General features: G+C 65.4%; 18 protein-coding genes. 3 read left to right on the forward strand and 15 right to left on the reverse strand.

What is annotated here, in order from left to right:
• Positions 1–173: 173 nt before the first annotated feature.
• Both QE373_RS14585 and QE373_RS14590 read right to left on the reverse strand, forming a co-directional pair.
• On the reverse strand, positions 174–1,160 hold the full coding sequence (locus QE373_RS14585; RefSeq protein WP_057687624.1) for a malate dehydrogenase: 987 nt from the start codon (positions 1,158–1,160) through the stop codon (positions 174–176).
• A 116-nt stretch (positions 1,161–1,276) separates the two neighbouring features.
• Positions 1,277–1,774, reverse strand: a complete 498-nt coding sequence (locus QE373_RS14590; protein WP_057687625.1) for a peptidylprolyl isomerase — start codon at positions 1,772–1,774, stop codon at positions 1,277–1,279.
• Positions 1,775–2,354: 580 nt separating this feature from the next.
• Here QE373_RS14590 and typA point away from each other — a divergent pair.
• Genes typA through QE373_RS14605 form a run of 3 tightly spaced genes read left to right on the forward strand, consistent with a single transcriptional unit; the run spans position 2,355 to position 6,327 of the window.
• Positions 2,355–4,202, forward strand: a complete 1,848-nt coding sequence (gene typA / locus QE373_RS14595) for a translational GTPase TypA (RefSeq protein WP_057508941.1) — start codon at positions 2,355–2,357, stop codon at positions 4,200–4,202.
• Between the two features lie 8 nt (positions 4,203–4,210).
• Positions 4,211–4,678: a DUF2127 domain-containing protein gene (locus tag QE373_RS14600; protein ID WP_123700513.1), complete on the forward strand. Its 468-nt coding sequence runs from the start codon at positions 4,211–4,213 to the stop codon at positions 4,676–4,678.
• Positions 4,679–4,719: 41 nt separating this feature from the next.
• The gene (locus tag QE373_RS14605; RefSeq protein ID WP_309687830.1) at positions 4,720–6,327 is read left to right on the forward strand and encodes an amidase; all 1,608 of its coding nucleotides are present in this window, start codon (positions 4,720–4,722) and stop codon (positions 6,325–6,327) included.
• 72 nt (positions 6,328–6,399) lie between these two features.
• Here QE373_RS14605 and QE373_RS14610 read toward each other — a convergent pair whose 3' ends face one another.
• The 13 genes from QE373_RS14610 to rplR all read right to left on the reverse strand — a co-directional run bounded on the left by QE373_RS14610 (position 6,400) and on the right by rplR (position 16,288).
• Positions 6,400–7,518: a mechanosensitive ion channel domain-containing protein gene (locus tag QE373_RS14610; RefSeq protein WP_309689838.1), complete on the reverse strand. Its 1,119-nt coding sequence runs from the start codon at positions 7,516–7,518 to the stop codon at positions 6,400–6,402.
• Positions 7,519–7,694: 176 nt separating this feature from the next.
• Positions 7,695–9,053, reverse strand: coding sequence for a 3-deoxy-7-phosphoheptulonate synthase class II (locus tag QE373_RS14615; RefSeq protein WP_309687832.1), 1,359 nt, complete (start codon positions 9,051–9,053; stop codon positions 7,695–7,697).
• A 66-nt stretch (positions 9,054–9,119) separates the two neighbouring features.
• Positions 9,120–9,623 carry a disulfide bond formation protein B gene (locus tag QE373_RS14620; protein ID WP_057508935.1) on the reverse strand — a complete coding sequence of 168 codons (504 nt, stop codon included), beginning with the start codon at positions 9,621–9,623 and terminating at the stop codon, positions 9,120–9,122.
• A gap of 151 nt (positions 9,624–9,774) precedes the next feature.
• A complete protein-coding gene (rplQ, locus tag QE373_RS14625) occupies positions 9,775–10,161 on the reverse strand; it encodes a 50S ribosomal protein L17 (protein WP_042614208.1) in 387 nt (128 codons plus the stop codon).
• Positions 10,162–10,344: 183 nt separating this feature from the next.
• A complete protein-coding gene (gene rpoA / locus QE373_RS14630) occupies positions 10,345–11,406 on the reverse strand; it encodes a DNA-directed RNA polymerase subunit alpha (RefSeq protein WP_345784379.1) in 1,062 nt (353 codons plus the stop codon).
• Positions 11,407–11,461: 55 nt separating this feature from the next.
• Positions 11,462–12,091: a 30S ribosomal protein S4 gene (gene rpsD / locus QE373_RS14635; RefSeq protein WP_042614210.1), complete on the reverse strand. Its 630-nt coding sequence runs from the start codon at positions 12,089–12,091 to the stop codon at positions 11,462–11,464.
• A 14-nt stretch (positions 12,092–12,105) separates the two neighbouring features.
• Positions 12,106–12,495, reverse strand: coding sequence for a 30S ribosomal protein S11 (gene rpsK, locus QE373_RS14640; protein ID WP_042614211.1), 390 nt, complete (start codon positions 12,493–12,495; stop codon positions 12,106–12,108).
• A gap of 11 nt (positions 12,496–12,506) precedes the next feature.
• Complete coding sequence (gene rpsM, locus QE373_RS14645) at positions 12,507–12,863, reverse strand: 30S ribosomal protein S13 (protein WP_042614233.1); 357 nt, start codon at positions 12,861–12,863, stop codon at positions 12,507–12,509.
• Between the two features lie 361 nt (positions 12,864–13,224).
• Positions 13,225–14,592 (reverse strand): preprotein translocase subunit SecY, encoded by a 1,368-nt coding sequence (gene secY / locus QE373_RS14650; RefSeq protein ID WP_057508936.1) that lies wholly within the window; start codon positions 14,590–14,592, stop codon positions 13,225–13,227.
• 7 nt (positions 14,593–14,599) lie between these two features.
• Positions 14,600–15,043, reverse strand: a complete 444-nt coding sequence (rplO, locus tag QE373_RS14655) for a 50S ribosomal protein L15 (protein WP_057508937.1) — start codon at positions 15,041–15,043, stop codon at positions 14,600–14,602.
• Between the two features lie 4 nt (positions 15,044–15,047).
• Positions 15,048–15,239 (reverse strand): 50S ribosomal protein L30, encoded by a 192-nt coding sequence (gene rpmD, locus QE373_RS14660; protein ID WP_042614214.1) that lies wholly within the window; start codon positions 15,237–15,239, stop codon positions 15,048–15,050.
• Positions 15,232–15,774: a 30S ribosomal protein S5 gene (gene rpsE, locus QE373_RS14665; protein ID WP_042614215.1), complete on the reverse strand. Its 543-nt coding sequence runs from the start codon at positions 15,772–15,774 to the stop codon at positions 15,232–15,234. The genes rpmD and rpsE overlap by 8 nt, the downstream gene beginning before the upstream one ends.
• A 160-nt stretch (positions 15,775–15,934) precedes the next feature.
• Positions 15,935–16,288 carry a 50S ribosomal protein L18 gene (rplR, locus tag QE373_RS14670; protein WP_057508938.1) on the reverse strand — a complete coding sequence of 118 codons (354 nt, stop codon included), beginning with the start codon at positions 16,286–16,288 and terminating at the stop codon, positions 15,935–15,937.
• Positions 16,289–16,345: the final 57 nt, after the last annotated feature.

A 16,345-nucleotide genomic window follows, 5' to 3' on the forward strand; every position in this document is an offset into this window, starting at 1 on the left:
GGAGCGGCTCTTGCGCGTCCCCCGACCAGCCCCACCGCCCGGCCCACCCCCAGCTGCGGCTTCAAACAACAGCCACCCGCGAGGGGGTCCCACCCGTTCGCCGCGCCACCACCAGGCGCAAAAAAAACGCCAGGACAAGCCCGGCGTTTCTTCGCAACCATCAAACGGGTGGATCAGCCCAGCAGGTGCGCCACGGCCGAACGCTCGTCTTCCAGCTCGGCCAGGGTCTTGTCGATGTACTTCTGGCTGAACTCGTCGATCGGCAGGTCCTTGACCAGCGTGTACTCGCCATTCTCGGTGGTGACCGGGAAGCCGAAGATCACGCCTTCCGGAATGCCGTAGGAACCGTCGGACGGCACGCCCATGGTCAGCCACTTGCCGTTGCTGCCCAGCACCCAGTCACGGATGTGGTCGATGGCGGCGTTGGCAGCCGAAGCGGCCGAGGACGAACCCCGGGCTTCGATGATCGCCGCGCCGCGCTTGCCCACGGTCGGGATGAAGGTGCCGGCGTTCCAGTCCTGGTCGTTGATGGCATCGGCGATGGACGCGCCATCGGCGGTGGCGAAACGGTAATCCGGATACATGGTCGGGCTGTGGTTGCCCCACACGACCAGCTTTTCCATGCCACCCACCGGCTTGCCGAGCTTGGTCGACAGCTGGCTCAGCGCGCGGTTGTGGTCCAGGCGCAGCATGGCGGTGAAGTTGCGCGGGTTCAGGTCCGGCGCCGACTTCATCGCGATGTAGGCATTGGTGTTGGCCGGGTTGCCGACCACCAGCACCTTGACGTCACGCTTGGCGACCTTGTTCAGGGCGGCGCCCTGCGCGGTGAAGATTTCCGCGTTGGCCTGCAGCAGATCGGCGCGCTCCATGCCCGGGCCGCGCGGACGCGCGCCGACCAGCAGGGCCACGTCGACGTCCTTGAACGCCACTTCGGCGTTGTCGGTACCGACGATGCCGGCCAGCAGCGGGAAGGCGCAGTCTTCCAGTTCCATGATCACGCCCTTCAGCGCGGCCTGGGCCTTTTCCACCGGCAGCTCAAGCAGCTGCAGGATGACCGGCTGGTCCTTGCCGAGCATTTCGCCGGAGGCGATGCGGAACAGCAGGGCGTAGCCGATCTGGCCGGCAGCGCCGGTCACGGCAACACGAACGGGTGCTTTCATGGGGGTTTCCTCTAGCTTGCGAGCGTTGGATTTGAACCGCGGGCGTGGCCGGGCGGCCTGGCAGGCGGCGGGGGATCATGAAAACGGCCACCGCAGGGTGGCCGTTTCAAAGGGGATCAGGCGCGCGAGGGAATCGACTTGTTCCACTCGGCGACGCGGTCGGCCTTGGCGGCCAGCACGGCGTCGGTATCGCCTTCCAGGGTGATCGAATGGATCACATCACCCTGCTTGACCGAATCGACGATGGCCTGGCCTTCCAGCACCTGGCCGAACACGGTGTGCTTGCCGTCCAGCCAGTCGGTCTTGATGTGGGTGATGAAGAACTGGCTGCCGTTGGTGTTCGGGCCGGCGTTGGCCATCGACAGCGAACCGACCTGGTGCTTCACACCATTCTTTTCGTCTTCGAACTTGTAGCCTGCGTCGCCGGTGCCCTGGCCGCGCGGGCAGCCGCCCTGGATCATGAAGTCGGCGATGACGCGGTGGAACACCAGGCCGTCATAGAAGCCATGCTTCACCAGGTTCACGAAGTTGGCCACGGTCAGCGGTGCCTTGTCGGCGAACAGCTCGACCTTGATCGGGCCCTGGGTGGTATCGAAAGTAGCGATCAGGGACATGCGGATCCTCAGGAATTCAGGTTGGAAAGGTCTAGCTCCCTAGTTTACACCCGTCCCGTTTCGGTCGCGGGTACGACGATCGTTGGAGATTTCGCAGCGGTTCTGTGTTTTCGTGGGGCCGCCGTACGGGGCGGGAGGGGGCGGTGCGGGGCACGCCGTGAATACCTCCTTGTAGGCTCGTCGCCGCATCCATGCGGCTCTAACGGCCCCGCACCGCCCCCTCCCACCCCGCCAGACAGATGGCCGCTGCTGTGGGGGGACGGAAGGCAAGGGCAAGGGCAAGGGCAGTCAAGCTTGCTGCGCTTGTGCCGCCGGGGCACGGAGAACTCGCAGGCGGGGTCGGGGCAGGCCACACAGGACTCTGTGAGGCAGGAGCCGAACTGAAGCCCCCATGGAAGGGTTTACGGCGTGTCCTGTGTGGCCTGCCCCGACCCCGCCCCACCGAGGAAATGGAGGCGCCGCGGCTCCGCCTGAATGGGGATCGGGCGGCCGGTGAAACAAGGTTTTCGCCAAACGCCCGGATCGCGGTATGATGATGGACTTCTTTTTCCAAATCCGGCGCCGACTGGCCCCCTTTCGCATGTCCATCGAAAATCTTCGCAACATCGCCATCGTCGCGCACGTCGACCATGGCAAGACCACCCTGGTCGATCAGCTGCTGAAGCAGTCCGGCACCCTGTCCGAGCGTACCGTCCTCGCCGAGCGCGTGATGGACAGCAACGACCAGGAAAAGGAACGCGGCATCACCATCCTGGCCAAGAACACGGCCATCACCTGGGAAGACAAGAAGACCGGTATCAAGAACCGGATCAACATCGTCGATACCCCCGGACACGCCGACTTCGGCGGCGAAGTGGAGCGCGTGCTGTCGATGGTCGACACCGTGCTGATCCTCGTCGACGCGATGGACGGCCCGATGCCGCAGACCCGCTTCGTGACCCAGAAGGCCTTCGCGATGGGCTTCAAGCCGATCGTGGTGGTCAACAAGGTCGACCGTCCGGGCTCGCGTCCGGAGTGGGTGATCGACCAGGTCTTCGACCTGTTCGACAAGCTCGGCGCCACCAATGAGCAGCTCGACTTCCCGATCGTCTACGCCTCGGCCCTGAACGGCTATGCCGGCCTGGAAGACAGCGTCCGCGACGGCGACATGACCCCGCTGTACGAAGCCATCATGCAGCACGCGCCGAAGCCGGAAGTGGATCCGGAAGGCCCGTTCCAGATGCGCATCAGCCAGCTGGACTACAACAACTTCGTCGGCGTGATCGGCATCGGCCGCATCCAGCGTGGCACCCTGAAGAAGGGCATGCAGGTTGCAGTGATCGACCGCGAAGGCAAGAAGCGCAACGGCAAGGTTGGCCAGGTGCTGGGCTTCCTGGGCCTGGAGCGCATCGAGCAGGACACCGCCGAAGCCGGTGACATCGTCGCCATCTCCGGCATCGCCGAGCTGACCATCTCCGACACCCTGTGCCATCCGGAAACCCCGGAAGCGCTGCCGGCGCTGACCGTCGATGAACCGACGATCTCGATGACCTTCCAGGTCAACAACTCGCCGTTCGCCGGCAACAAGGACCTGTCCGGTGGCAAGTTCCTGACCAGCCGCCAGATCAAGGACCGCCTGGACCGCGAGCAGGTCCACAACGTGGCCCTGAAGGTCGAACAGCTGGAAGACGCCGACAAGTTCCTGGTCTCCGGCCGTGGCGAACTGCACCTGTCGGTGCTGATCGAGAACATGCGTCGCGAAGGCTACGAGCTGGCCGTGTCGCGCCCGGAAGTCATCATCAAGCAGATCGACGGCCAGGCCATGGAGCCGATCGAGCAGCTGGTGGTGGACATCGAAGAACAGCACCAGGGCGGCGTCATGGAAAAGCTGGGCATGCGCAAGGGCCAGCTGAAGAACATGGAACCGGACGGCAAGGGCCGCGTGCGCCTGGAATACCAGATCCCGGCCCGTGGCCTGATCGGTTTCCAGAACGAGTTCAAGACCCTGACCCAGGGCTCGGGCCTGCTGTTCCACGTCTTCGACCATTACGGTCCGAAGGAACAGGGCAGCATCGCCAAGCGCCAGAACGGCGTGATGATCGCCAATGCGCCGGGCGCCACCCCCGCTTACTCGCTGGGACCGCTGCAGGAACGCGGCAAGCTGTTCGCTGCTGAAGGCGACAACGTGTACGAAGGCCAGCTGATCGGTATCCACTCCAAGGACAACGACCTGACCGTCAACGCGATCAAGACCAAGCCGCTGACCAACATGCGCGCTTCGGGCAAGGACGATGCGATCCAGCTGACCCCGGCGATCAAGTACTCGCTGGAGCAGGCCCTGGACTTCATCGAAGACGACGAGCTGGTCGAGATCACGCCGAAGGAAATCCGCCTGCGCAAGAAGGGGCTGACCGAAAGCGATCGCAAGAAGGCCTCGCGCGGCGGCTGAGCCGACACGTGAGCCAGACCGCTTACAACCCGGATCCGAAACGGCATCCGGGGCTGCATGTCATCGCCTTGCTCGAAACGGGCAAGGCGGTGCTTGCACTGCTGGCGGCGACCGGGCTGGAAATGCTCGGTCCGCAGCCACTGCGCGATGGGATCAATGCCCTGATCCGGCGTTTCAGCCTGGACCCCGATCACGGCACCCTGCCCTCGCTGCTCAACATGATCAGTCCCGACGCGGTGCATCTGGCGGCGGCGGCGATGCTCGCCTATGCCCTGCTGCACCTGGTGGAAGCCTGGGGCCTGTGGCGTGCCAAGGCCTGGGCGTCCTGGCTGGGCTGCGTATCAGCCGGCATCTACCTGCCCTTCGATGTGTATGCCATCGCCCGCCATCCCGGCTGGGCCTCCTGGACCGTGCTGGTGATCAACCTGCTGGTGGTCTACGTGCTCGCACGCGACATCCTCAAGCGCAAACCCTGACGACCCCGCGATACACTGGGCCGGTGACCAGGCCGCCCTGCATGCGCATCGTCCCTTTGTTGAAACCCTGTCTTCGCCTGTCCATCGTGCTCGCCGCGGTGCTGTTGGCGTGCCCGGTCGGCCTGGCGGCAGCGTCACCACGAGCGTCCACGGCGCATCCCGCTGCGGCAGCCGCGGCGCCTTTCGCCTATGCCGAAGCCGAAGTCACCGACCTGCAGGCGCGCATGCGGGCCGGCGAAATGACCAGTACCACCCTGACCACCGCCTACCTGGCGCGGATCGCCGCGCTGGACCGCGCAGGCCCGCGCCTGCGCGCCGTCATCGAACTCAACCCGGATGCCCTGAAGGAAGCCGCCCAACGCGACCGGGAGCGCCGCAGCGGCCGCGTGCGCGGCCCCCTGCATGGCATCCCGGTGCTGCTCAAGGACAACATCAACACCGCGCCCATGAGCACCACGGCCGGTTCACTGGCACTGGCCGGCTTCCGCCCGCCGGACGCCTTCCTGGTGCGCCGCCTGCGCGAGGCCGGCGCGGTCATCCTCGGCAAGAGCAACCTGAGCGAATGGGCCAACTACCGGGGCGAGGACTCCATCTCCGGCTGGAGCGCGCGCGGTGGCCAGACCCGCAACCCGTATCGCCTCGGCTACAGCCCCTGCGGCTCCAGCAGCGGCAGCGCGGTGGCGGTGTCGGCCAACCTCGCCGCGGTGTCCATCGGTACGGAAACCGATGGCAGCATCGTCTGCCCCGCCGCGATCAACGGGGTGGTCGGCCTGAAACCCACCGTGGGACTGGTCAGCCGCGATGGCATCATCCCGATCTCCTTCAGCCAGGACACGGCCGGCCCGATCACCCGCACGGTGGCCGATGCCGCCGCAGTGCTGACCGCCATCGCCGGGCGCGATGATGCCGACCCGGCGACCGCCACCCTGCCGGGCCGTGCGGTGTACGACTACACCGCGCGGCTGAATCCAGATGGCCTGCGCGGAGCCCGGATCGGGGTGATGGACAGTCCGCTCACCCAACGCCCCGGCATCGGCACGTTGATGCAGCATGCGGTGGACGAACTGCGCCGGGCCGGCGCCACGGTGGTGAAGGTGCCGGAACTGGATCCGACGCCGTGGGCCGAGGCCGAGCAGACGGTGCTGCGCTTCGAGTTCAAGTCCGGGCTGGAACGCTACCTGCGCCACTGGAAGGCGCCGCTGCGCACCCTGCCCCAGCTCATTGCCTTCAATACCCGACACGCCGCGCAGGAACTGCCGCTGTTCGGGCAGGAACTGCTCGAAGCCTCCGCGCAGGTGGGCACGCTGGGCGATGCAGGCTACATCCAGGCGCGCAGCCAGGCGCGGCGCATCGCCAGTGAACAGGGCATCGATGCGCTGCTGCGCGCTCACCAGCTGGACGCGCTGGTGGCGCCCACCACGGGCACCGCATGGCCGATCACCCGCAGTGGCGGGGACACCTTCCCCGGGGGCAGCTACGGTGCGGCCGCGGTTGCCGGCTATCCCAGCCTGAGCGTGCCCATGGGCCATGTCGATGGCCTGCCGGTGGGGCTGTTGTTCATGGGCACGGCCTGGGCCGAACCGCGCCTGATCGAACTGGGCTACGCCTACGAGCAGCGCACCATGGCGCGCCGACCACCGCCGCTGTAAGGGCAGCCGACCGGCCTGATGGCCCTCGTGGCGAGGCGTGCCCACCGACATGCCGCCGAGCATGGCTCGGCACTAGCCAACTGCCGGCTCGCCATCTTCGGCGCCGGGTGAGCGGATGTCCGGGGCCGCCGTCACCGCCACGCGGCGGCGCGGCGTGTCGGCGGCGTCTTCCATCTGCGCACGCAGCCGTGGCAAGGCCTGCGGATGCTCGCGGGCCAGGAAGTCCAGCATCCGTTCGCGGATCAGGCAGCGCAGGTCGAAGGCATCGCCGGAATTGCGCGCACTGACCAGCAGGCGCACCTGCAGGGTGTGTTCGGTGGTCTCGGTGACCTGGGTCACGCACACCCGTCCGTCCCAGAGCGGGGCGTCCTTGCAGATGCGCTCAAGCTCGGCGCGGATGGCGGGAATCGGCGCGCGGTAGTCCAGCCACAGGAAGGCGGTACCGAGCAGGTCGGCGCTGCGCCGGGTCCAGTTCTGGAAGGGGTTTTCGATGAACCAGGTCAGCGGCACCACCATCCGTCGTTCGTCCCAGATGCGGACCACCACGTAACTGCTGCCGATCTCTTCGATGCGCCCCCACTCGCCTTCCACGATCACCACGTCATCCAGCCGGATCGGTTGGGTCACCGCGATCTGCACGCCGGCGATCAGGTTGCCGAACACCGGCTTGGCGGCGATACCGGCCACCAGGCCGATCAGGCCGGCTGACGCCAGCAGCGCCGAGCCGATCTTGGCCACCATCTCGAACTGCAGCAGCACCAGCGAGGCACCCAGGATGATGATGCCGCCCATCAGCACGCGGCTGAGGACGCGGGTCTGGGTCTGGATGCGCCGCGCTTCCAGGTTGTCGGCCACTTCGATGGGATGGTTGCGCAGGATGGCTTTTTCACCTGCCGCCACCGCGCGCACCAGCAGCCAGATGAAGCAGCCGGTCAATCCGATGTGTGCCACCCGCTGGGCCTGTTCCAGCCAGCGGTCGTGCAGCGGCGTCGCCTGCAGCGCCGGCACCAGCAGCAACAGCGGGAAGGCCAGCGCCAGCGGCGGACCCAGCATCCGGCCGATGCGTGCCCGCCGTCGGTCCTTGCCCGCAAGCCGCCGATACAGCGCAAGGATGAGCCATGCGCCTAATCCACCAACCACCAGCGCGACGCCCAGCGGTACCACGTAAGCCTGCGCCCGTCCCCACTCGATCACCCTTGCACCTCCACGACCACGCGAAAGGATCAGCGTGTCGCAGCGGCCATGAGCATGGTGTCAGTCGTTCGTAAAAAGGGGGTCAGAGTCAGGGGTCAGAGTCGCAACTCCGACCCCTGACTCCGACCCCTGACTCTGACCCCGGACTCTGACCCCTTTCAGCCTGACCCCTTTCAGCCTGCCTGCTTGCGCACGATCGCCATCGCGATTTCCAGCGACTGCTCGTAGTTCAGCCGCGGATCCACGCTGGAGCGGTAGGCACGCTCCAGGTCGCGTTCGGTGAGCTCGCGCGCGCCGCCGGTGCACTCGGTGACATCCTCGCCGGTCATCTCCAGGTGGACGCCACCCAGTCGCGTGCCCGCTGCGGCATGCAGGTCGAAGGACAGCTCCACTTCACCGCGGATGTTGTCGAAGCGACGCGTCTTGTAGCCGTTGTCGGTGCTCTCGGTATTGCCATGCATCGCATCGCAGACCCACAGCACCCGACGCCCGTCGCGCTTCACCGCATCCAGCAGCGGGGGCAGCTTGTCGGCGATCTGCGCCGCGCCCATGCGGTGGATGAAGCTGAGCCGGCCCGGCTCGTCGTCGGGGTTCAGCACATCGATCAGGCGCAGCAACTGGTCCGGCTGCACCGACGGCCCGACCTTGATCGCGATCGGGTTGCGCACGCCACGCAGGTATTCCACGTGGGCGCCATCCAGCGCCGCCGTGCGCATGCCGATCCACGGGTAGTGCGTGCTCAGGTTCAGCCAGCCCTGCTGGCGCGGCACCTGCCGGGTCAGGCCCTGCTCGTACGGCAGCAGCAGCGCTTCGTGCGAAGTGTAGAAGTCGACGCGCTTGAGGTTGTGCACGCGCGAGCCGGAAATGGTTTCCATGAAGCCGATCGAATCTTCGATCGAGGTCACCATCTTCTGGTACTCCACCGCCAACGGCGAATGCCGCACCCACTCCAGGTTCCAGTATTCCGGGTGGTGCAGGTCGGCGAAGCCGCCGTCGATGAGCGCGCGCACGAAGTTCATGGTCATGGCCGAATGCGCATGCGCCTGCAGCATCCGCTTCGGATCAGGCAGGCGCGCGGCCTCGGTGAACGCCGGTGCATTGATCACATCGCCGCGGTAGCTCGGCAGGGTCACCCCGTCACGCGTTTCAGTATCGGCGGAGCGCGGCTTGGCGTACTGCCCGGCGAAGCGCCCGACCCGGATCACCGGCTTGCGCAGGCCGTGCACCAGCACCAGGCTCATCTGCAGCAGCACCTTGAGCCGGTTGGAGATCATGCCCGATTCGCAGTCGCTGAAGTTCTCCGCGCAGTCACCGCCCTGCAGCAGGAAGCGCCGCCCTTCCTGGGCATCGGCGAGCTGCTGCTTCAGTGCGACGATTTCCCACGAGGTCACCAGCGGCGGCAGCCGCTTCAGCTCGTGCAGCGCGGCATCCAGCGCCACCGGATCCGGGTAGCTCGGCATCTGCAGCGCGGTCTTGCCGCGCCAGCTCTCCGGCGACCAGTCGGCGGGGGGCAACGAATCAACGGACGACATGGCGGACTCCAGGACCTTCAAGGTAGCGCCGAGCCATGCTCGGCGGATCAGTTACAGCAGGCGCGCTCAGCGCATGCGGCGCAACGATACCAGCAGCGCCCACGCCGCCAGCAGAGCGAACCACGCCAGCGACCACATCGGCATCGTCAGCCCGAGGAAGGTCCAGTCGATGTTGCCGCAGTTACCGGTGCCGGTAAGCACCGTGCGGAACACTTCGAAGGGCCCCATGGTCTCGCTGAGGAACGCCAGCGGCGGGCCGCAGGTGGCACCGAACTCCGGCGGGATCATCTGCACATACACATGCCGTGCGGCAATGCCGATGCCCACGCCGGCGGCGATGAAGGCCAGTACCCCGTAGGTGACGCGGCCGGGACGGTTGGAGGGCCCGTGCAGCGCCCCGATCAGGAACACCAGGCCCAGCGCGGCGAAGGCGATGCGCTGGAAGATGCACAACGGGCACGGCTCCAGCCCCATCTGCAGCTGCAGGAAGATGGCATAGGCCAGCAGCCCCGCACAGATCAGGAATCCCAGCAGGAACTGGGCGCGGAACGGCCAACGGAACGGATTCATAAGGCGACTCTAGCCAGGCAGGTGCCAAGGGTAACCGACCGGCGCCGCCGTTCGAACCGCCACGCGCGTCGCCTGTCGGAATGCGGTCACCGGAAACGCAGAAGCCCGGCACGCGGCCGGGCTTCTGACGGTACAGCAGGAACCGGTCCGATTACTCGGCCACTTCCTCTGCAACGGCGGCCGGACGGTCGACCAGCTCGACGTAGGCCATCGGGGCATTGTCACCGGCGCGGAAACCGCACTTCAGCAGACGCAGGTAACCACCCGGGCGCGACGCGTAACGCGGGCCGAGGATGGTGAACAGGTTGCCGACGGCTTCGTTGTCACGCAGGCGGGCGAAGGCCAGGCGGCGGTTGGCGACGGAGTCGACCTTGGCCAGGGTGATCAGCGGCTCGGCGACGCGGCGCAGTTCCTTGGCCTTCGGCAGGGTGGTCTTGATCAGCTCGTGCTTGAACAGCGAGGCGGCCATGTTCTTGAACATTGCTTCGCGGTGGGCGCTGGTGCGGCTGAACTTACGGCCGGATTTCTGGTGACGCATGGTGGTGATTCCTTTGCAAGATTGAGTCTTTGGGGATCGTTGTCGCCGTCATGGCGCTGAATTCGGACTGCGGATGGTCCTGGCCGCCCGTCCTGGTCGGCCTGTCCGCGGACTGATCGTCCGTCGGTTGGTGTAGCGTCGAGCTTGTTCGACTGCGGGTACGGCAATCGAGCAAGCTCGACACTACGGTGCGAAGGCCCCACCGTTGCCGGTGGAGCCTTTCGCGATGCTGCAGGAAGCGGCTATCAGCCGAGCATGCCGTGGCTGGCGACGCCGGCCGGCGGCCAGTTCTCCAGCTTCATGCCGAGCGACAGGCCACGCTGGGCCAGCACTTCCTTGATTTCGGTGAGCGACTTCTTGCCCAGGTTCGGGGTCTTCAGCAGCTCCACTTCGGTCTTCTGGATCAGATCGCCGATGTAATAGATGCTTTCGCGCCTTGAGGCAGTTGGCCGAACGCACGGTCAGTTCCAGGTCGTCGATCGGGCGCAGCAGCACCGGATCCACGCCGTTGTTGGCCGGCTTGGCCGCACCGCGGTCGCGGTGGGTGAAGTCACCGAACACCGACAGCTGGTCGCTGAGGATGTCGGCGGCGGTGCGCACGGCTTCCTCGGCATCGATGGTGCCGTTGGTCTCGATATCGATGACCAGCTTGTCCAGGTCGGTGCGCTGTTCGACACGTGCCGCTTCCACGGCATAGGCGACGCGGCGGACCGGCGAGAACGAGGCATCCAGGACCAGGCGGCCGATGGCACGGGTTTCTTCGTCCGGACGACGACGCGCGGCAGCCGGCTGGTAGCCGAAACCACGTTCGATCTTCAGACGCATGTTGATTGCCGTATCCTTGGTCAGGTTGCAGATCACGTGGTCGCCGTTGAGGACCTCCACGTTGTGATCGACCTTGATGTCGGCAGCGGTAACGACGCCCGGACCCTGCTTGGACAGGGACAGGGTGGCGCTGTCGCCGGTATGCATACGGATGGCCACGTCCTTCAGGTTGAGCAGGACTTCAAGCACGTCCTCCTGCAGACCTTCGACCGTGGTGTACTCATGCAACACGCCGTCGATTTCGACTTCCGTGATCGCGAAGCCCGGGATGGACGACAGCAGGACGCGACGCAGGGCGTTGCCCAGCGTGTGCCCATAACCACGCTCCAAGGGTTCGATAACGACCTTGGCGCGTGTGTCGGTAAGGCGTTCGATCTGCGGGCCACGAGGACGCAGAACCTGGTTGGCGGTAACCGTCATGTTGCGGGTTCTCCTAGTGAACCCCCGGCCGTCGCCGGGGGCTCTCCAATGTGAATTACTTCGAATACAGCTCGACGATCAGCGCTTCATTGATGTCTGCAGGCAGGTCCGAACGATCCGGAACCGCCTTGAAGACGCCGGCGAACTTGCCGGAGTCCACTTCAATCCACGACGGACGCATGTCGTGCGTGGCCGAAACGGTCAGGGCTTCCTGAACGCGCAGCTGCTTGGCAGCCTTTTCGGACAGAGCAACCGCGTCGCCGGCCTTGATCTGGTACGAAGCCAGGTTGACCGACTTGCCGTTGACGGTGACGCCGCGGTGCGAGACCAGCTGACGCGCAGCCGGACGGGTCACAGCGAAGCCCATGCGATAGACGACGTTGTCCAGACGGGTTTCCAGCAGCTGCAGCAGGTTCTCGCCGGTGTTGCCCTTCTTGGTCGAGGCCTTCTTGTAGTAGTTGCGGAACTGACGCTCCAGCAGGCCGTAGATACGCTTGACCTTCTGCTTTTCACGCAGCTGGGTGGCGTAGTCGGACAGCTTGCCCTTGCGGGCAGTGGCGCCGTGCTGGCCGGGCTTCTGCTCCAGCTTGCACTTGGAGTCCAGCGCACGCGCCGGGCTCTTGAGGGAAAGGTCGGCGCCTTCGCGGCGGGCGAGCTTACAGGTAGGACCGATATAACGAGCCATTTCTTATCGCTCCCTTAGACGCGACGCTTCTTCGGCGGACGGCACCCGTTGTGCGGGATTGGCGTCACGTCGATGATGTTGGTGATCTTGTAACCGACGTTGTTCAGCGAACGAACGGCGGACTCACGACCCGGACCCGGGCCCTTGATGCGGACTTCCAGCGACTTCACGCCGTAGTCGAGCGCAGCACGGCCGGCCTTTTCGGCGGCAACCTGGGCAGCGAACGGAGTCGACTTGCGCGAACCGCGGAAGCCGGCGCCACCGGAGGTCGCCCACGACAGGGCATTACCCTGGCGGTCGGTGATGGTCACGATGGTGTTGTTGAAAGAAGCGTGGACGTGGGCAACGCCATCAGTGATGACGCGCTTGATCTTCTTCTTGGTCTTAGCAGCGGGCTTAGCCATTTATGTGTCCCTTACTTCCTGATCGCCTTGCGCGGACCCTTGCGGGTGCGGGCGTTGGTACGGGTACGCTGGCCACGCAGCGGGAGACCGCGACGATGACGCAGACCGCGGTAGCAGCCCAGGTCCATCAGGCGCTTGATCGCGATGCCGATTTCACGGCGCAGATCGCCTTCAACGATGTACTTGCCGACTTCCGAACGCAGACGTTCGATTTCCGGCTCCGACAGATCGCGGATCTTGGTGGTCGAAGCAACGCCTGCGACTTCGCAGACCTTCTTCGAACGGGTACGGCCGATGCCGTAAATGCTTTGCAACCCGACCCAGACATGCTTCTGGGCTGGCAGGTTGACGCCTGCAATACGCGCCATGACGCGGTTCTCCAGCTGAGTGATGGCCGACAGCGCACCGTGAAGGCGCGCAAATCCGGCAGGATGGATCAAAAATGGTAACCAACAAACGAACAGGTTCCGGTTTACTGGAAAGTCCGTGAAACCACGAAGGCTTCATGAACCTTGGCCCGGGGAGTGTGCCCAGGCTCCGGCGCCGGATCAGGTTGGTCGCGACGGCAATCCCGGGGGATTGCTGCCGTGGCCGCCCGCGCTACTCCTGCGCAGGACCACCAGATCTCACCCCCACCCGGAACCGCTGCGGGGGCCGCCCTTCTTTGGATAGCCGGGTCCGCGAAGCGGAGGACCATCACATCAGGAAGACGATAGTGTAACAGGGAGATCAGCCGCGCGCAAAACCGCCGCGGTTGCCGCCCTTCAGGTTTGCCTTCTTCAGCAGGCTCTCGTACTGGTGGGACATCAGGTGCGCCTGCACCTGGGCGATGAAGTCCATCACCACCACCACCACGATCAGCAGCGAGGTACCGCCGAAGTAGAACGAAGCATTCAGCTGCGTGCGCATCAGTTCCGGCAGCAGGCAGACGATCACCAGGTAGGCCGAACCGGCTGCGGTCAGGCGGGTCAGCACGCCGTCGATGTAATCGGCGGTGGCCTTGCCCGGACGGATGCCCGGAATCAGCGCGCCCGACTTCTTCAGGTTGTCGGCGGTTTCCTGCGAATTGAACACCAGCGCGGTATAGAAGAACGCGAAGCCGGTGATCAGGCCTGCGAACACGATCATGTGCAGCGGCTCGCCCGGGCCCAGGGCATTGGCGATCTTCTGCAGCCACTGGCCGGTGGCGCTCTGGTTGGCGGCCTGGCCAGACCACATCGCCAGCGTCGCCGGGAAGGCCAGCAGGCTGGAGGCGAAGATCGCGGGGATCACGCCAGCCATGTTGAGCTTCAACGGCAGGAACGAGGTCTGGTTCATGTACGCGTTGCGGCCACCCTGGCGGCGCGCGTAGTTCACCGTGATGCGGCGCTGGCCGCGTTCGACGAACACCACGAAGAAGGTGAAGGCCAGCACCACCAGCGCGATCAGCAGCAGCTGGATGAACTGGATGTTGCCGTCGCGGTAGGCGTCGAAGGTGTGGATGACCGCACCCGGCAGGCCCGCCACGATACCGGCGAAGATGATCAGCGACACGCCGTTGCCGATGCCGCGCTCGGTGACCTGCTCACCAACCCACATCAGGAACATGGTGCCTGCGGTCAGCGCGATCACGGCGGTCAGCACGAAGCCCATGCCCGGGGCATAGACCACGGCTGCGCCACCCGGCGAGACCTGGTTCTGCAGCGCCAGCGCGATGCTGCCGCCCTGCACCACCGCCAGCAACACGGCGCCGATGCGGGAATACTGGGTGATCTTGCGGCGTCCGGATTCACCTTCCTTCTGCAGCGCCTTCAGCGCCGGGAAGATGTGGACCGCCAGCTGCATCACGATCGATGCCGAGATGTACGGCATGACGTTCAGCGCGAAGATCGAGAAACGGTGCAGGGCGCCGCCCGAGAACATGTTGAACATGTCCACGATGCCGCCGCCCTGCTGTTCCATCATTGCAAGCATGGCATCGGGATTCACGCCCGGGACCGGCACATAGCAGCCGATCCGATAGACGATCAAAGCCCCGACCACGAACAGCAGACGTTGGCGAAGTTCAGTGAACTTGCCCATTCCACCCGCGAGGTTACCGATGCCAGCTTGCGCCATGATGCTATTACTCCGTTACGCTGCCGCCGGCAGCTTCGATCGCAGCCTTGGCACCAGCCGTGGCAACGATGCCCTTCAGGGTGTACGCCTTGGTCAGTTCGCCCTTGACGACGATCTTGGCCCGCTTGGCAATGCTCGGGACCAGCTTGGCTTCACGCAGGGTGGCGAAGGTGATCTCGCCGGCCGGCAGCTTGTCCAGCTGGTACAGCAGCACTTCAGCGGTGTCCTTGGCGATCGGCGAGTTGAAGCCGATCTTCGGCAGACGACGCTGCATGGGGGTCTGGCCGCCTTCGAAGCCGGCCTTGATCTTGCCGCCACCCTTGCGGGCGAACGAACCCTTGTGGCCGCGGCCGCAGGTCTTGCCCAGGCCGGAGCCGATGCCACGACCGACGCGGGTGCGTGCGGTGCGGGCGCCCGGTGCCGGGCTCAGGTCATTCAGATGCATGGTCATTGGATTATTCCTCAACCTTGACGAGGTAGTGAACCTTGTTGATCAGGCCGCGAACCTGCGGGCTGTCCTTCAGTTCACGCACATCGTTGAGCTTGCTCAGGCCCAGGGCGCGGACCGACAGGCGGTGCAGCGACTGGGAACCACGAAGGCCGCGCACCAGGCGCACCTTGACGGTCTTGCCGGTTTCATTAGCCATGGTTCAGATCCTCTACCTTCTTGCCGCGCTTGGCCGCGATGCGAGCCGGCGACTGCGTGGCAGCCAGGCCCTTCACGGTGGCACGCACCAGGTTGATCGGGTTGCGCGAGCCGGTCGCCTTGGCCAGCACGTTCTTCACGCCAACCGCTTCCAGCACGGCACGCATGGCGCCGCCGGCGATCACGCCGGTACCTTCCGAGGCCGGCTGCATGAACACACGGGCTGCGCCGTGACCGTCCTTGACCGTGTGCCACAGGGTGCCGTTGTTCAGATCGACGGTGACTTGGTTCTTGCGCGCCTGCTCCATCGACTTCTGGATGGCGACCGGCACTTCACGCGCCTTGCCGTAACCGAAACCGACCTTGCCTTCGCCGTCGCCGACCACGGTCAGTGCGGTGAAGGTGAACTGGCGACCGCCCTTGACGGTCTTGCTGACGCGGTTGACCGCGACCAGCTTCTCGATCATGCCGTCGTCGACTTTCTCTTCGCGGTTACGGTCGCGATCGCGACCCCGCTGCTGACGTTCTTCTGCCATTTTGATTCCTTGGTTGATTGGGTATGTACGGCTCGGGGCCGCTTATGGTTGTGGAGTGGTGCGTTGTTCCGTCATGTCGTTGCAGAAGAACGACAGCGTCCGGCCACCCTCTGGCCGGCGAGCAGGCGGAAAGGAACCCGCAGGCTCCTTTCCTGATCCCTTAGAACTGCAGGCCGGCTTCGCGGGCGGCGTCAGCCAGGGCCTTGATGCGGCCGTGGTAACGGTAACCCGAACGGTCGAAGGCAACCTTCTCGATGCCAGCGGCCTTGGCGCGCTCGGCAACGATGCGGCCAACCTTGGCGGCGGCGTCGGCGTTCTTGCCGTTCTTCAGGCCTTCCTTGACGTCGGCCTGGGTGGTGTTGGCGGCAGCCAGCACCTGCGAGCCGTCGGCGGTGAAGACCTGCGCGTACAGGTGCTGGCCGGTGCGCAGCACCGACAGACGGGCGACGCCGAGCACACGGATGTGGGCACGGGTCGACTTGGCACGACGCAGACGGGCGATGTTCTTGTTCATGATTTTTAGTCCTGGAAAGCTGAAGGTTGGGCTTTTCCCCGGGGAATCCGCACACGG

It is taken from the genome of Stenotrophomonas sp. SORGH_AS_0321 (assembly GCF_031453215.1).
Taxonomy (GTDB): Bacteria; Pseudomonadota; Gammaproteobacteria; order Xanthomonadales; family Xanthomonadaceae; genus Stenotrophomonas; species Stenotrophomonas chelatiphaga.

What these genes read in the sequence shown, in the direction of transcription:
- rplO (WP_057508937.1), bottom strand. Translation starts at nt 15,043, where the DNA reads ATGACCATGCATCTGAATGACCTGAGCCCGGCACCGGGCGCCCGCACC.
- rpsM (WP_042614233.1), bottom strand. Translation starts at nt 12,863, where the DNA reads ATGGCGCGTATTGCAGGCGTCAACCTGCCAGCCCAGAAGCATGTCTGG.
- secY (WP_057508936.1), bottom strand. Translation starts at nt 14,592, where the DNA reads ATGGCGCAAGCTGGCATCGGTAACCTCGCGGGTGGAATGGGCAAGTTC.
- rpsK (WP_042614211.1), bottom strand. Translation starts at nt 12,495, where the DNA reads ATGGCTAAGCCCGCTGCTAAGACCAAGAAGAAGATCAAGCGCGTCATC.
- rplR (WP_057508938.1), bottom strand. Translation starts at nt 16,288, where the DNA reads ATGAACAAGAACATCGCCCGTCTGCGTCGTGCCAAGTCGACCCGTGCC.
- rpsD (WP_042614210.1), bottom strand. Translation starts at nt 12,091, where the DNA reads ATGGCTCGTTATATCGGTCCTACCTGTAAGCTCGCCCGCCGCGAAGGC.
- rpsE (WP_042614215.1), bottom strand. Translation starts at nt 15,774, where the DNA reads ATGGCAGAAGAACGTCAGCAGCGGGGTCGCGATCGCGACCGTAACCGC.
- rplQ (WP_042614208.1), bottom strand. Translation starts at nt 10,161, where the DNA reads ATGCGTCACCAGAAATCCGGCCGTAAGTTCAGCCGCACCAGCGCCCAC.
- rpmD (WP_042614214.1), bottom strand. Translation starts at nt 15,239, where the DNA reads ATGGCTAATGAAACCGGCAAGACCGTCAAGGTGCGCCTGGTGCGCGGC.
- rpoA (WP_345784379.1), bottom strand. Translation starts at nt 11,406, where the DNA reads ATGACGGTTACCGCCAACCAGGTTCTGCGTCCTCGTGGCCCGCAGATC.
- QE373_RS14620 (WP_057508935.1), bottom strand. Translation starts at nt 9,623, where the DNA reads ATGAATCCGTTCCGTTGGCCGTTCCGCGCCCAGTTCCTGCTGGGATTC.
- QE373_RS14590 (WP_057687625.1), bottom strand. Translation starts at nt 1,774, where the DNA reads ATGTCCCTGATCGCTACTTTCGATACCACCCAGGGCCCGATCAAGGTC.
- QE373_RS14605 (WP_309687830.1), top strand. Translation starts at nt 4,720, where the DNA reads ATGCGCATCGTCCCTTTGTTGAAACCCTGTCTTCGCCTGTCCATCGTG.
- typA (WP_057508941.1), top strand. Translation starts at nt 2,355, where the DNA reads ATGTCCATCGAAAATCTTCGCAACATCGCCATCGTCGCGCACGTCGAC.
- QE373_RS14585 (WP_057687624.1), bottom strand. Translation starts at nt 1,160, where the DNA reads ATGAAAGCACCCGTTCGTGTTGCCGTGACCGGCGCTGCCGGCCAGATC.
- QE373_RS14615 (WP_309687832.1), bottom strand. Translation starts at nt 9,053, where the DNA reads ATGTCGTCCGTTGATTCGTTGCCCCCCGCCGACTGGTCGCCGGAGAGC.